Consider the following 15,829-nt stretch of genomic DNA (forward strand, 5'->3'; position numbering starts at 1 on the left):
ATGCTGATGGACGAATTATTCTTAAAATCGGTGCCCATTCTTGAAAAGATTGAACAAGCAGGATTCGAGGCGTATTTCGTTGGTGGCTCTGTAAGGGATTATATTCTAGGCCGTGCGATTAATGATGTGGACATCGCCACTTCCGCGACCCCCCTGGAAATAAAAGAGGTGTTTCCCAATACGGCGGATATCGGGATTGACCACGGTACGGTGCTCGCCATTACGCCGTCAGGTACATATGAAATTACAACATTTAGAACGGAAGGCGGTTATTCGGACTTCCGCAGACCGGATTCCGTCCAATTTGTCCGCTCTTTGACGGAGGATTTACAAAGAAGGGATTTTACGATGAATGCCATCGCCATGGATAAAGGCGGAAATATCATTGATCCTTTCAATGGGAAGCGTGATCTTTCAGAGCAAAGGATCATTACGGTCGGTAACCCGCATGAACGGTTTCATGAGGATGCCTTGAGGATGATGCGCGCATTAAGGTTCGTCAGCCAGCTTGGTTTTGAACTGGATGTAGACACTTTCCACTCGCTTCAAGTGAATGCCCCCATCATTGGCAAAATTGCAGTCGAAAGGATTCTAGTCGAATTCGAGAAGTTAATGGCCGGCACATATAAGAAGAGGGCAATCGCCCTTTTGCTGGAAAGCGGATTATATCAATACCTGCCCCAGCTCTCGGATAAGAAGGACCATTTAAAGAATGTACTGAATCTGCCGCTTCATCATTTAAAAGCGGCAGAGTTATGGTCCGTGATCATGGTCGAGACAAAGGATGACGAAATGGAAGAGGCGTTAAGAGCATGGAAACTGCCATTGAAAACGATCCGAAACATCCAGCGGATTGTACAGCTGATAAAGCAGGAACCGTCATTTGAAAAATCATCCTTTGAGGTATTCCAGGCAGGGCATGACTTGACTGTACAGGCGTCCAAGGTCAAAGCTTCCCTGACGGGGGGGAATGTCATGGAGGCGGAGGAAAGCGGCCAACATCAGTACGAGGCACTGACTATCAAAACGATGTCCGAACTTGCCGTAACAGGGACGGATTTAGTGAATTGGCGTCAAGAAAAACCAGGACCTTGGGTCAAAGCATACCTGGAAATGATCGTGAAGGCGGTCTTGGATGGAGAGTTAAGAAATGATAAAGAAGAAATAATGAGGTGGCTGGTGAAATGCAATCTGAGTTAAGAACAAAGCTGATGGAAGCCCTTTCTAAGGCGGATGGTGCATTTATATCAGGGCAGGAAATTGCCGAATATATTGGCTGTTCACGAACAGCGGTATGGAAGCATATTGAAGATCTGCGCAGTGAAGGATATCGCGTCGAGGCGGTTAGAAAAAAAGGCTATCGTATCATATCGGCACCAGAGAAAGTGTCCGAAAGCGAAATACAGCTTGGTTTGGAAACAACAACGATCGGCAAGATGATTCACTATCAGGAGACGGTGGAATCCACACAGAAAATTGCCCATCAACTTGCAAATGAAGGTGTTCAGGAAGGGACATTGGTCGTTGCCGAGGAACAGATATCCGGGAAAGGAAGACTGATGAGATCTTGGCATTCACCAAAGTTCAGCGGCATATGGATGAGCCTCATCTTAAGGCCGAAGATCCCGGTTCATGAGGCTCCGCAGTTGACCTTGTTGGCAGCGGTTGCCGTGGCTCAGGCAATAGAGGATACGACTGATTTGAAACCGCAAATAAAGTGGCCGAATGACATTTTGGTGAATCGCAAGAAAGTTGTGGGCATCCTGACCGAAATGCAGGCGGAATCGGATAGGATTCATTCTGTCATCATCGGAATTGGAATGAATATTAATCAGCAATTGGAAGACTTTCCCGAAGAGCTGCAGGAAAAGGCTTCTTCGCTTTTCATAGAAAGCGGAGAAATGATTTCAAGGTCGACGGTCATTCAGCGTGCATTATTGCGCTTGGAAAATTTATATGATCTCTACCTGGAGGAAGGCTTCAAGCCGATAAAGGATCTGTGGGAAAGTTATGCCATCAGCCTTGGACAGGTTATCAGGGCCAGCACCGTCAACGATACCATCGTCGGAAAAGCATTGGGCATAACCAATGCCGGTGTGTTGCTCCTTGAGGATGAAAAAGGAACCGTTCATTCGATTTATTCGGCAGACATTGAGATTCAGTAGATTTTTGTCAATTCCGTAAAAAAAAAATAGAATTTTTGATTTTTGCTTGATATAATGCAAGTGGGCAGTATCTCATGTGAACTGCACCCCCATAAATGCCAAATTATTTGAAAATCTGCCTTGATCCAGATTATTGGACGGGGACGGAGGGATGAAACTTCTGATGGAACAAAAGGATTGACTAAAAGACAAGTGCTGTTTGTTGAACGAAATGTGGCTTTTTTTGCTATTTTTCGCGCGTAACAGATACCTTTTTTAGTCAGTCTTTTTTTTGCGTATGAATGTAGAGGCACCAGTTCACTTACACTGATGTTTTCATCTCCTCCATCAAAAAGGAGGAAACGTAATGAAATTGTCCGGAGATTTTTTGAAAATGAAACAGAATCAAGAGAAGATAGCCATGCTGACGGCTTATGATTATCCATCCGCAATATTAGCCGAACAAGCAGGAGTGGATATGATATTGGTGGGCGATTCTTTAGGAATGGTCGTATTGGGATATGAGTCGACGATTCCAGTAACGGTGAATGATATGATTCATCACACCAAGGCCGTAAAACGCGGGGCGCCGGATACTTTTGTCGTTACGGATATGCCCTTCATGAGCTATCACCTTTCAATGGATGAAACACTCAAGAATGCAGCACGAATCATGCAGGAAGGCCATGCGGATGCCGTGAAGCTTGAAGGGGCAGATGAAGTCGTTGAAAAAATAGCCGCTTTGACGAAGGCAGGCATCCCGGTTGTAGCCCATCTTGGCTTGACCCCTCAATCGGTGGGGGTGCTAGGGGGATACAAAGTACAAGGAAAAGACGCCGAAGCTGCTGCACAGCTTGTGGAGGACGCAAAGAGGTGTGAAGCTGCGGGGGCAATGGCAATAGTATTCGAATGTGTACCATATCAAGTGGGGGAGCTGGTCACGCATCACTTGGGAATACCGACCATCGGAATTGGAGCAGGTGCAGATACGGATGGCCAGGTTCTCGTTTATCATGACGTGATCAAATATGGCGTTGATCGAGTGGCCAAATTCGTCAAAGTATACGGAGATGCGAATGAACTCATAGGGCAATCGCTAACAAACTATGTCGATGAAGTGAAAACGAATCAATTCCCGTCCCAAGAACATACATTTACGATGAAGGAAGAGGAGCTAACAGAGCTTTACGGAGGGAAAAGATGAAAACTTTTACATCAGCAGGGGAATTGCAGCAGGTGCTCCGCGAAGAAAAAAGCAACCAGAAAAGTATCGGCTATGTAGCGACGATGGGGTACTTACATGAAGGGCATGCCACCCTTATGGAAAAGGCAAGGAAAGAAAATGATATCGTCGTTTTAAGTATATTCGTCAATCCTTTGCAATTTGGGCCGAATGAGGACTTTGAAACTTATCCGCGTGATTTGGAACGTGATGAAAACGTTGCTGCGAATGCGGGTGTGGATTATCTCTTCTATCCTACTGTCCAAGAGATGTATGGTGAGGAACCTTCGGTGAAGGTAGTGGTCCAAAGCAGGACGGATTGCCTTTGCGGCAGGAAAAGACCAGGCCATTTCGATGGGGTGGCGACAGTCCTAACGAAGTTTTTCAATATCATCCTTCCCGATCGAGCCTACTTCGGCAAGAAGGATGCCCAGCAAGTCGCGGTGATAGATGGTTTGATCAAGGATTTTAATTTCCCGATAGAGCTTGTCGCCGTAGATACCATTCGTGAAGAAGACGGTTTGGCGAAAAGCTCGAGAAATGTCTATCTTTCAGATGGTGAGCGCATGGAAGCTAAAGAGTTGTATCAAAGCTTATTGAAAGCGGCGGACGCCATTGATTCAGGTGAAAGGAATGCTGCAGCTGTCACGGCACTGGTAAGGAAGCATATCGAAGCCCACACGCATGGATTGATCGACTATATTGAGATCTATCAATATCCGGCGCTTAAACCGCTTGAAACGCTTTCGGGAAACATCATCCTTGCACTTGCCGTTAAATTCAAGCATGCTCGGCTTATTGATAATATTACGATTAACATTAAATAAATCATGATTTTTCAGGGGGAATTTGAATGTTTCGAACGATGATGAATGGGAAAATCCACCGCGCAAGGGTGACCGAAGCGAATTTGAATTATGTAGGCAGCATTACAATCGATGAAGATATCATTGATGCGGTAGGGATCCTCCCTAATGAAAAGGTTGCCATCGTGAATAATAACAATGGAGCAAGACTTGAAACATACGTAATTGCGGGCGAAAGGGGAAGTGGTGTCGTTTGCTTGAACGGGGCTGCAGCAAGACTTGTCCAGCCGGATGATATCGTGATTATCCTATCTTATGTCCTGGTCGCTGAAGAGAAGCTTAATGATCACAAGCCAAAGGTAGCGATCATGAATGAAGAAAACAAAATAATCGAATTGATCTCCAACGAACCTGCAGCTACAATCATGTAAGCCTAAGGCCGGTCCATATGTGCATATGGACCGGCCTTTTTCGATGGAAATAAGTCATTCCATAAACGGAATGAACGGCTTGTTTCCTTTATTGTGATTATTATGGTATAAAAAAGATAAGAGAATTCCATCAGGAAGTGGAGAAAGCAAAGTTTGAGGTGTACATTGATGACGCAACGATATGTAGTGGTCGATTTGGAAACAACAGGGAATTCTCCGAAAAAAGGGGATAGAATTATTCAATTTGCTGGGGTGGTCATTGAAAATGACCAAATTGTCGATGAATATTCGACATACATTCACCCTGGACAGGAAATTTCCCTTTTCATTGAAGAATTGACCGGGATCAGCAACGAGACGGTAAAACATGCACCTGACTTTGAAGATGTCGCAAATAATATTGCCCAGCTTATAGACGGGGCTTGTTTTGTAGCCCACAATGTTTTATTTGATTTATCTTTTTTACAGGAAGAATTGGTACGCTGCGGCTATGAACCGTTTTACGGGTCCACCCTTGATACGGTCGAATTAGCCAAAATCTTAAAACCAACATCGGATGGATATAAGCTTCACCAGCTGGCTAAAGAAGAAAACCTAGATCATTCGCGGCCGCATCAGGCGGATAGTGATGCATATGCCACTGCCCTACTATTGCTGGAATTGAAGAAAAAGCTATTGAATCTGCCGGTGATGACGCTGAAACAGTTATATCGATTATCTTATTCCTTACAAAGTGAGATTTCCGAATTGATAGATGCTTGCATTGCAAGCAAATTAGCGAAAGCGGAAGTGCATTCTCCTGACCTTATCACATATAGGGGTCTTGCCTTTAAAAAGACTGGGGAAGAAAGTGATCGTAACGACAAAGAGTCGGAATTCCCGCTCGAAGATGAGGCTAAAATGGCGATGCTCAACCATGCTTTTCCTGCATTTGAAGCAAGGAGCGGCCAGCTTGAAATGATGAATATGATCCACCATTCCTTTGAATCGAACCAAGATGCGATCATTGAAGCGGGGACGGGAATCGGAAAGTCATTGGGCTACCTGCTTCCGGCCGTTTATTTTGCAAGAAAGCATCAAAAGCCGGTTGTGGTATCGACATATACGCTTCAACTGCAGGATCAGCTTCTGCAAAACGAGGTTCCTAAGCTGAAAACCATCCTGCCGTTTAGTTTTCAAGCAGTCCTGTTAAAAGGGAGAAGCAATTATTTAAGCTTGGCGAAGTTCGAGCGGGCCTTGCGTGAAAAAGAAGATAATTATGAAACGGCCTTAACGAAAATGCAAATATTGGTTTGGCTTACGGAAACGGAAACAGGGGATAAGGATGAATTGAACCTCACCAGCGGCGGTCAGCTATTTTGGAATAGGCTGCAAAGTGACGGTCTTACATATGCGGGCTTAAAACAACCTTGGCAGACGTTGGATTTTTTCGAACGGGCAAAAAAAACGGCAGTCAAAGCAGATATCATCATTACAAACCATTCTTTTTTAATGTCCGATCTTCTGACGGAAGATGCGTTGATTCCAAAGAAAGGCTACCTGATCCTCGATGAAGCACATCATCTGGAGCAGGCGGCTTCTAAACAGCTTGGGAGACGGCTCAATTATATATCAGTGAAAACGATATTGAATCGATTAGGAACAACGGACCAAAAGCAATTATTGTATAAATTGGACAAATTACTCGTAAATAACGGACTGGCAGATGGGAGGAATGGCCACGAACTAGATCGAAAGCTGAATGATTTCTCTTACGAATTCGAGCAGCTTTTCCATTTCCTCTCCAATCAGGCGGAAAAATATTCACGTTCCATGGGTCCGAAACGGATCTCCTTCAAGGTGGATGATGGAAGATGGGGGAAAGGAATCCTTGTTGCCGAGCGATTGGTTGACTTATTGGGATATATCATCTCGGAGCTTTCGCAAAGATTGGCCCATTTATTGAATCATGAATCGCCTTTAGGTAAGAATTCGCTATTTTATTTAAACGATATTGAAGTTCTCCTTGGACATTTGCAGGATACGAGGGAGTCGTTACATGAATTTTTCATGAAGCCGCATGAAGAGAATATTTATTGGCTTGATTATACGAATGCGGCACCGCAGCATGGAGTGACTTTGACGGTCCAGCCGATTGCAGGAAGTAAATGGCTGTGGGATTCCTATTTCGGGCGCCAGAAAAGTGTGGTCATGACATCGGCAACCCTAGTTGTGAAGGATTCCTTTCAATATTTTAAAGAACAACTTGGGCTAGAGAACCAGTCCATGCTAACGGCAAGATTTCCTTCGCCTTTTCCTTATAAGGAGCTTGTTAAGGTTCTCGTTCCCAATGATATACCAGATATCAATGGTTTATCCGTGGAGGAGTTCTCGGAAACGGCAGCAAATCATATCATTGCAGCTGCACAGGCAGCCCAAGGGAGGATGATGGTCTTATTCACTTCACATGAGATGTTGCGGGCCACCTATCATTCCATCAAGGACACCGGGGTTTTGGACGAGTTCACCTTGTTTGCGCAAGGGATTTCGGGCGGAAGCCGAATGAGGCTGCTCAGGAATTTCCAAAACTTCGAGAAAGCCATCCTTTTTGGAACGACCAGCCTTTGGGAGGGCGTCGATATCCCGGGTGAGGATTTATCTTGTTTGGTGATTGTCAGGCTGCCTTTTTCACCACCGGACGAACCGGTAACCGCTGCAAAATGCCAGCTATTCGAGAAGCAAGGGCGAAATCCCTTTGCTGCGTATTCCTTACCAGAAGCACTGTTAAGATTCCGCCAAGGGTTCGGCAGGCTCATACGTACTCCTAATGACAAAGGCGTTTTGGTCGTTCTGGATCGACGCATCGTCACGGCCAAATACGGTCCGGAATTTCGCAAGGCCATTCCAGCGGTCGAATGGCACCAAGCATCCATCACGGAGATGGCCGAGATGATAGAAGAATGGATATAATGAGTTTTTTGATAATTGATGGATTCCGCTGAAATTTTACGGAATTATGAAGAAAAAAAACCTTCGAACTGGTATAATGTGAAAGGTGGTAAAGCCTACTAATCCTATTCATATCAGTGGTTGTTGACAATTTTATAATGGAGGGCGTTTTCATGGAAAGCAAAATTGAAGTAATCTCGACAGTCAGGCTGCAGCATTCACCTGATTTGTATAAAATTGTGGATTCTTTGAACCGAACATTGAAAAAGGATGACTTGATGTTCGGGTTGGCATTGGATTCCGAAGATCAAGAAAAAGCGATATTTACAATTTATCGTACATAGAAAGTGGGAAAAGCAGCTTTGAAAAAATGGTTGATTATTGCTTCCATCCTGGTCCTTTGTCTTATCGGTTTTGTCGGCGGAGCATATATTAAAGCATTGCAGCCAAAAAAAGAAGCTGGCAATGCGGCTTTTAAGAAGGCAAGGGAAGAGGCCGGCCTTCGGTCCATGGACGAATTCTACCTTTATAATGGACAGGATTCATATTCCGTCATCATAGGTAAAGGAGAAAAAGGGACAAAAAAAGTAGTCTGGCTTCCCGAGGACAAAAAAAAGAAAATTGTAGTGAAAGATTATAAAGATGGTAAAACGAAAAAAGAAATCTTAAGCATTGCCAAGGAAAAGCTCAATCCAGAAAAGATCATTTCCGTCAAGCTTGGCATGGAAAAGAACGTTCCTCTTTGGGAAGTAACGTATCTTGATGATTCCGAGCGTTTTAATTATGATTATTATGATTTTAAAACTGGGGAATGGCTTAAGTACTATCGAAGCATTTAGAATGGGGGATTATTTTTATGAAATTAGCAAACCGGGTTCAGTCATTGACACCATCGACAACATTGGCCATCACGGCAAAAGCAAAAGAACTTAAAGCCCAAGGGATTGATATCATTGGTCTGGGGGCCGGTGAACCTGACTACAATACGCCCAAGCATATTATAGAGGCAGCCGTTCAATCGATGAATGAAGGCCAAACCAAATACACGCCTTCCGCTGGCCTGCCGAAGCTTAAAGAAGCGATAGCAGCTAAGTTGAAGCGTGATCAAGGCTTGGATTACAAGACTTCTGAAATCTTGGTAGGCTCCGGGGCCAAGCATGCGCTTTACACATTATTTCAAGCCATCTTGGATGAAGGCGATGAAGTCATCGTCCCGATCCCATATTGGGTAAGTTACCCTGAGCAAATCAAGCTTGCTGACGGAAAGCCGGTTTATGTTGTCGGCACCGAGGAAAACCAGTATAAAATAACGAAGGAACAATTAGAACAGGCGATTACCGCGAAAACGAAAGCAGTGATCATTAATTCTCCAAGCAATCCAACGGGCATGCTTTATACGAGGGAAGAACTGGCGGCCATCGGGGAAGTTTGCCTTGCCCATGATATCTTGATCGTTTCCGACGAAATTTATGAAAAATTGGTTTATGGTAATGCAACGCATACATCGATTGCAGAAATCTCACCTGAATTGAAAAAGCAAACGATCATCATCAATGGCGTTTCTAAATCTCATTCAATGACTGGCTGGAGAATCGGGTATGCAGTCGGTGATGAAGCGATCATCAAAGCGATGACGAACCTTGCAAGCCATAGTACCTCCAACCCAACGACGACTGCACAGTATGGAGCGATTGCTGCATACGAAGGGCCGCAGGATGCCGTTGAAGAAATGCGTCAAGCGTTCGAGGGACGTTTGAATAAGATATATGATAAATTAGTCGAAATACCAGGATTTAGCTGCATTAAACCTCAGGGGGCATTTTACCTGTTTCCAAATGTTAAACGCGCCGCAGAATTAACAGGATACAGCAATGTCGAGGACTTTACGACTGCACTATTGGAAGAAGCGAAAGTCGCAGTCATTCCAGGTTCAGGTTTTGGTGCACCTGATAATATCCGACTTTCATATGCGACTTCATTGGAATTGCTTGAAAAAGCCATTGAAAGAATCCATTCATTTGTTACATCCAAACTGGCATAATACTTCCAAAGCCTGCTGTCCGCTTAAAGCGAACTGCAGGCTTTTTTTTATGGATAATATCGAAGCCGTTCTATCGATAAGAAGGAAGAACAGTCATGATGAAACTCCTTTCGCCAGCGAAGCTAAGCGATTGGACAATCGGGGAGCTCTACCTGTCAAGCTCAGGAATTGGAAGGGCTGTTCAAGGCTCTTGGGCGTCAACGGAGTCCGGGACGCCCGATACCGGTGCAGATTACTTAAGTAGATAGTGAAAAGGCGAAATCGTATATGATTTTCAGTAAAAACCAATTGCAATCATATATGATTTCATATATGATAAAAATATGGAAGAGAAAAACAAAAACACCAATAAAAAGCAAATTGCCTACGAACACCTGCGCCAATTGATATTGGATGGAACATACGGTTCTGGACAGCGCATCATCATCGATCAAATTGCTAAAGAACTACGTTTAAGTCCGATCCCGGTCAGGGAGGCGATCAGGCAACTCGAATCGGATGGACTTATTCATTACAAGCCCTATAGCGGAGCCGTTGTAACAAGCATCAATGAGAGCGAATACATTGAAACGCTTTCTGTCTTATCGCTGCTTGAAGGCTATGCTGCTGCGTTAAGTTCTTTAACGATGAATGATCAGGATTTTGACAATCTAATAAATTTAAACAAAGAAATGGAAAAAGCACTCCATAACTTTGAATTAGAGCTGTTTGGTAAATTAAACGAGTGCTTTCATGCCGAAATTACTGAAAAGTGCGGCAATTCCTTTTTAATGGAGGAAATCAAGCAGTCTCAGCAAAGAATGAATAGAGTCAGAAAGTCGATGTTCACCATGGTACCGCAGCGTGCTGTCCAATCGATCCGTGAACATGAAAGCATTATCAAGCTCCTGCAGGAAAAAGCTTCATTTGAAGATATTGAATCATTGGTAAGAAAGCATAAGCTTAATGCCATCAGTACATTCAAGCAGAGGGCGGATACGAACCGCGATCAAGCACTTTAATGACCCAGGCTTCGTTTTTATAATAGTCGACTGATTATCTATTAAAGCAAAGCCTTTTTTCTTATGTTCATTATTCGGAATATTAAAAAAATGAAAAGGTGGTCAAAAAAATGTACGAGGAAATCAAACGTCGTTTAAGGGGATCCATTGCGCCAGTCATCACACCGTTTGACAAGAAATTGGAAGTGGACGTAAAGGGAATTGAAAATCTCGTAAACTGGCAAATTGAAAGCGGTTCCCATGGCATCTCGGTATGCGGCACGACAGGAGAGCCCAGCTCATTAACGGTGGAAGAACGGGAATTGGTGATGGAGACCGCTATAAAAACGGCAAATGGCAGGGTTCCGGTTGCACCGGGTACAGGGTCTGCCAATCAAAAAGAAACGTTGCATTTGACAAAAAGAGCCCAGGAAATGGGGGCGGATGCTGCAATGGTTATCGTTCCTTATTACAATAAACCAAACCAGCAGGCACTTTATGATCATTTTAAAACGGTTGCGGATTCAGTTGATATTCCGATTGTCGTTTATAACATTCCGGGCAGGACGGCAACAAATTTAGAAGTGAAGACTTTGGCGCGACTTGCTGAAGATTGTAAAAATATCATTGGTGTAAAGGAATCCAATAAGGATTTCGAACATGTGAACCGTGTCTTATTGCATTGTGGCAGAGATTTCCTCTTATATTCCGGCATTGAATTATTATGCTACCCGATGCTTGCGATAGGCGGAGCGGGGCATATCAGCGCAACAGCCAATATCACCCCTAAAGAAGTGGCCGATCTCTATAACCTTTGGGTGGAAGGGAAGGTAGATAAGGCACTCGAGCTTCATTATAAATTGATGCCTTTGAATGATGTATTATTTAAAGAAACAAATCCAGGTCCATTGAAAGCGGCGATGGGAATGATGGGGAAAATCAATCCAGCCTTAAGGCCCCCAATGGGTCCGCCTTCTGAACCGTTGGAAAGGGAATTGCACGAAACCCTCCAATCATACGGATTGGTAGAGCAAGTCATCAAATCATGATTACGAGATGGAAACGAAAACGGAATCTCATAATCTTCCCCAATTAGATTAAAGGAGGGTTCATCATGCCAACTTTTCCCGTGCAGGATATCCAGCACTACATCAATGGGCAATTTATCGATGGTATTTCAGGAAAAACATTTGTCAATCTTAACCCTTTTAATAATCAAGCAATCAACAATGTCGCAGAAGGGTTTAAAGAGGATATCGATCAAGCGGTAGCTTCTGCAAAAGAAGCATTCGATAATGGACCATGGCGATCGATGAAAATGGAAGAAAGATTGGCATACTTGGTCAGGATTGCTGATTTAATTGAAGAACATGCCGAGGAAATATCCTTTTTGGAGTCACTTGATACTGGGCTGCCCATTAGCCAGACAAAAAAACAGGCAGCAAGGGGAGCCGAGAATTTCCGGTTTTATGCGGAGATGGTGAAAAGCAGGCTGATTGGCGAATCGTATCAGGTGGATGACACATTCATTAATTATACGATTCATAAACCAATTGGCGTTGCAGGCTTAATCACGCCGTGGAACGCGCCTTTCATGCTTGAAACCTGGAAGATAGCACCGGCGCTTGCTACAGGTAATACATGTGTACTTAAACCTGCGGAATGGTCCCCCTTGACCGCCAATAAATTAGCTCACATATTTGACCAATCCGGCTTGCCGAAGGGCGTATTGAATATCGTCCATGGTTTTGGGGAAACGGCAGGGGCATCTCTAGTTGCCCATCCTGACGTCCAATTGATTTCCTTTACCGGGGAAACGACAACTGGCGCTCAAATCATAAAAAATGGTGCCGATACCATGAAACGGTTTTCCATGGAGCTCGGAGGGAAGTCACCTGCGATCATTTTTGAAGATGCCGACCTGGAAAAGGCCCTTGATTCCGTTATTTGGGGAATTTATTCTTTCAATGGGGAGCGCTGCACAGCGAATTCCAGGTTATTCGTCCATGAATCGATCATCGAAAAATTCGTCCAAAGATTGAAGCAGCGTGTTCACTCGATCAAAGTTGGCAATCCGATGGATCCTGGAACGGAGATCGGACCGCTTATCCACCGGAGCCATTTTGATAATGTCTCCCGTTATCTTGATATAGCCAAAGACGAAGGTGCTGATATTGTAAGCGGCAGCATCCCTGAAGAATTCAAGGAAGGGAATTTCATTGCCCCGACGCTTCTTCTTAATTGTACGAATGATATGACGGTGGCACAGGAGGAAATTTTTGGACCGGTGATGGCCGTCATCCCATTCAAGACGGAAGTAGAAGTCCTGAGAATGGCCAACGATGTAAAGTATGGGCTAGCCGCATATGTATGGACGAATGATATGAGGCGCGGACATAGATTCGCTCAAGCCGTCGATAGCGGGATGGTCTGGGTGAATTCCCAAAATGTCAGGGATTTGCGAATTCCGTTCGGAGGTTCGAAGTACAGCGGGGTTGGTCGTGAAGGAGGCCATTACAGCTTTGAGTTTTATACGGAAACCCAAGTAATCCATGTTGCGATTGGGGAGCATCACATTCCGAAATTCGGAGTGGAAAAACAGAATGCCGTTTCTTCTGCCGAAAAATAATCGAGATTAAGAAAGGGAGAACACTATGAACTTTTCCATTATTCGTGTTGCGAGAACGATTCTTAATGTTACCGATTTAGACAAATCGAGGGCATTCTATGTGGACGCCTTAGGTTTTATTGAAACGGAAAGAACGAATGCTCACATTTATTTACGTGGCCTGGAGGAAGCGCACCATCATTCGCTGATCCTGCAAAAGGCAGAAAAGCCTAGCGTGGAAGCGATTGGATACAAGGTTGAAAAAGAAGAAGATCTTATTGAATTGGAAACATTATTTAAATCCAAAGGGATGAAAATGAAGTGGATGGCAGAAGGGACGCAGCATGCACTAGGCAGGGCGCTCCGTGTTCAGGACATTTCAGGCTTGCCAATGGAGTTTTTTTACAAAATGGATAAAGCGGAGAGACTGCTGCAACGATTCGATTTGCACAAGGGATCAAGGGTCCAGAGAATCGATCATGTGAATTGCAGCGTTCCCAATGTGCAAAGAGCCCATGACTTTTATGTGAAAGAATTAGGTTTTGCCTGCTCGGAAGATACAGTAGATGAGGCGGGGCATTTATGGGCCACATGGCTGCATAGGAAACAAACGGTCCATGATCAGGCCTTCATGAATGGTGTTGGTCCAAAGCTTCACCATATCGGCTTTTGGCTGCCGGATCCGCTCGCTCTCATCCATGCCTGTGATGTGCTGGCATCTCTCGGTTATGCCCAATCCATTGAACGCGGACCAGGAAGGCATGGTCTGTCCAACGCATTTTTCCTTTATTTAAGAGATCCGGATGGACATAGAATTGAATTATACAATGGCGATTATTTAACGTCCGATCCAGATAATGAACCGATCCATTGGGATTTGGATGACCCGAGGCGCCAAACCTTCTGGGGTGCCAAGGCTCCTGATTCATGGTTCGATGAGGCTTCCGTTGTCCTTGATATCATCACGCGCGAGGAAGTTCCCCTTGAAGACCCAATCCTTGAAAAAAAGAAGCCTGAATTCATGATCTAGGACTGATGCTTTAAGATATCGATTGGTGCGGAAAAGGTCTTCAAAAGCCTGACGGCAGATTTCGGGATTTTCAGAACTGTATTTTGTAAGCGCTTCATTATCATCGGGATAAAAGGAGGATACTAGATGCCAGCGAAAACAGGTGAAGAATATATTAATAGAGTGGACGAAGCAAAGGCGAATGTATGGATCAATGGGGAGCAAGTGAAAGGCAAGATCAGTGAACATCCGGCATTCATGGGGGTCATGAAAAGCCAGGCAGAATTATATGACCTTCAGTATGACCCCGATAAACAAGACACCATGACATATATCTCGCCAACCTCGAATGATAGGGTGGGGACATCATTTTTGCAGCCGCGGACGAAGGAAGACCTTGAAACAAGAAGAAATATGATTCAGGAATGGGCCCGTCATAATAATGGCATGATGGGAAGGTCGCCTGATTATATCAATAGCGGGATGATGGCCTATGGCTCGGCTGCGGACATGTTCGGCACACAAGATGCGGCATTTGCAAAAAATATGAAAACGTATTATGAGCTCTGCCGGGAAAAGGATTTGTCCTTGACACATACCCTGATTCAGCCGCAGGTTAATAGGGGTGTAAGTGCGGCAAAGCTTCCCGATCCATACATCGCTGCCAGGATAGCGGGCAAGAATTCAGAAGGTCTTATCATTAAAGGAGCAAGGCTACTCGCTACACAGGGGGGCATAACGGATGAAATCATGGTTTTTCCGTCAACATTGCTTAAGCAATCCGAAGAAGAAAACCCCTATGCATTCGCCTTCTCCATCCCAAATAATACACCGGGTTTAAAGTTCATCTGCCGTGAATCCTTCGATTATGGCAAATCACATTATGACCATCCGCTTGGCTCAAGATTTGAGGAAATGGATACGATCATCGTTTTTGATGATGTGGTCGTTCCTTGGAATCGAGTATTTGCCTACGGAGATGTTGGGATTTGTAACCAGGCATATAATGAAAGTAATGCCGTGGTACATATGACACATCAAGTGGTAGCGAAAAATATTGCCAAAACGGAGTTCATCCTGGGGATTCTGCAACTGATGGTGGAAACGATCAACATTGGGCAATATCAGCATGTCCAGGAAAAGATTTCGGAAGTCATCATTGCACTGGAAACGGTGAAGGCATTCATTACAGCTTCTGAGGCAAATGCAAAATTGGATAAGTGGGGAATAATGACTCCAGATTTCACCCCGCTGAACATTGCCCGTAATTATTATCCGAAAATTTATCCAAGGTTCAGTGAAATCATGCAGCTTCTTGGTGCGAGCGGCTTAATGGCCATCCCGAATGAGGCCGATTTCAACTCCGAACTCCGGCCTGATTTAGATAAATATCTTCAGGCAGCCAATGGGCCGGCATATGAAAGGGTCAGGTTATACCGGCTGGCTTGGGATGTGTGCATGAGCTCATTTGGCACAAGACAAACGCTTTATGAACGGTTCTTTTTTGGAGATCCGATCAGGATGGCAAGCGCTTTATATAATGGCTATGATAAACAGGAATATGTGGACCGCGTCAAAGAGTTTTTAAACCGCTCCGAACATCTCGCAGAAATCAACTGATTACATGTCGAGTGAATAATCAAAGGCCTTCCTGATCATC

Annotated in this window: 15 protein-coding genes; all 15 read left to right on the forward strand. The window is 44.4% G+C overall.

Features of this window, described 5'->3' with window-relative positions; translation table 11 throughout:
* Positions 1–6: 6 nt before the first annotated feature.
* The 15 genes from CVN76_RS11970 (at position 7) to hpaB (ending at position 15,789) form a co-directional block, all read left to right on the forward strand.
* Positions 7–1,200: a CCA tRNA nucleotidyltransferase gene (locus CVN76_RS11970; protein ID WP_100531421.1), complete on the forward strand. Its 1,194-nt coding sequence runs from the start codon at positions 7–9 to the stop codon at positions 1,198–1,200.
* Complete coding sequence (locus CVN76_RS11975; protein ID WP_100531422.1) at positions 1,185–2,165, forward strand: biotin--[acetyl-CoA-carboxylase] ligase; 981 nt, start codon at positions 1,185–1,187, stop codon at positions 2,163–2,165. The genes CVN76_RS11970 and CVN76_RS11975 overlap by 16 nt, the downstream gene beginning before the upstream one ends.
* A 346-nt stretch (positions 2,166–2,511) precedes the next feature.
* On the forward strand, positions 2,512–3,348 hold the full coding sequence (panB, locus tag CVN76_RS11980; protein ID WP_100531423.1) for a 3-methyl-2-oxobutanoate hydroxymethyltransferase: 837 nt from the start codon (positions 2,512–2,514) through the stop codon (positions 3,346–3,348).
* Positions 3,345–4,193: a pantoate--beta-alanine ligase gene (panC, locus tag CVN76_RS11985; protein WP_100531424.1), complete on the forward strand. Its 849-nt coding sequence runs from the start codon at positions 3,345–3,347 to the stop codon at positions 4,191–4,193. Before panB ends, panC begins: the two co-directional genes overlap by 4 nt.
* A 26-nt stretch (positions 4,194–4,219) precedes the next feature.
* On the forward strand, positions 4,220–4,603 hold the full coding sequence (gene panD, locus CVN76_RS11990; RefSeq protein ID WP_100531425.1) for an aspartate 1-decarboxylase: 384 nt from the start codon (positions 4,220–4,222) through the stop codon (positions 4,601–4,603).
* Positions 4,604–4,771: 168 nt separating this feature from the next.
* Positions 4,772–7,552 (forward strand): ATP-dependent DNA helicase DinG, encoded by a 2,781-nt coding sequence (gene dinG / locus CVN76_RS11995; protein WP_100531426.1) that lies wholly within the window; start codon positions 4,772–4,774, stop codon positions 7,550–7,552.
* A 152-nt stretch (positions 7,553–7,704) separates the two neighbouring features.
* On the forward strand, positions 7,705–7,875 hold the full coding sequence (locus CVN76_RS12000) for a YpmA family protein (protein ID WP_064505144.1): 171 nt from the start codon (positions 7,705–7,707) through the stop codon (positions 7,873–7,875).
* 18 nt (positions 7,876–7,893) lie between these two features.
* Entirely contained in the window at positions 7,894–8,370 is a 477-nt protein-coding gene (locus CVN76_RS12005) for a cell wall elongation regulator TseB-like domain-containing protein (protein WP_100531427.1), read from the forward strand.
* A gap of 17 nt (positions 8,371–8,387) precedes the next feature.
* On the forward strand, positions 8,388–9,572 hold the full coding sequence (locus CVN76_RS12010; protein ID WP_100531428.1) for a pyridoxal phosphate-dependent aminotransferase: 1,185 nt from the start codon (positions 8,388–8,390) through the stop codon (positions 9,570–9,572).
* Between the two features lie 95 nt (positions 9,573–9,667).
* On the forward strand, positions 9,668–9,820 hold the full coding sequence (locus CVN76_RS30990; RefSeq protein ID WP_157805651.1) for a hypothetical protein: 153 nt from the start codon (positions 9,668–9,670) through the stop codon (positions 9,818–9,820).
* A gap of 75 nt (positions 9,821–9,895) precedes the next feature.
* On the forward strand, positions 9,896–10,573 hold the full coding sequence (locus CVN76_RS12015; protein WP_100531429.1) for a GntR family transcriptional regulator: 678 nt from the start codon (positions 9,896–9,898) through the stop codon (positions 10,571–10,573).
* 110 nt (positions 10,574–10,683) lie between these two features.
* Entirely contained in the window at positions 10,684–11,601 is a 918-nt protein-coding gene (gene hpaI / locus CVN76_RS12020; RefSeq protein ID WP_100531430.1) for a 2,4-dihydroxyhept-2-ene-1,7-dioic acid aldolase, read from the forward strand.
* Between the two features lie 65 nt (positions 11,602–11,666).
* Positions 11,667–13,181 carry a 5-carboxymethyl-2-hydroxymuconate semialdehyde dehydrogenase gene (gene hpaE, locus CVN76_RS12025; protein WP_100531431.1) on the forward strand — a complete coding sequence of 505 codons (1,515 nt, stop codon included), beginning with the start codon at positions 11,667–11,669 and terminating at the stop codon, positions 13,179–13,181.
* A gap of 25 nt (positions 13,182–13,206) precedes the next feature.
* Positions 13,207–14,190, forward strand: coding sequence for a 3,4-dihydroxyphenylacetate 2,3-dioxygenase (hpaD, locus tag CVN76_RS12030; RefSeq protein WP_100531432.1), 984 nt, complete (start codon positions 13,207–13,209; stop codon positions 14,188–14,190).
* Positions 14,191–14,316: 126 nt separating this feature from the next.
* Complete coding sequence (hpaB, locus tag CVN76_RS12035; protein ID WP_100531433.1) at positions 14,317–15,789, forward strand: 4-hydroxyphenylacetate 3-monooxygenase, oxygenase component; 1,473 nt, start codon at positions 14,317–14,319, stop codon at positions 15,787–15,789.
* The last annotated feature ends 40 nt before the right edge of the window (positions 15,790–15,829 follow it).

It is taken from the genome of Bacillus sp. mrc49, assembly GCF_002803435.1.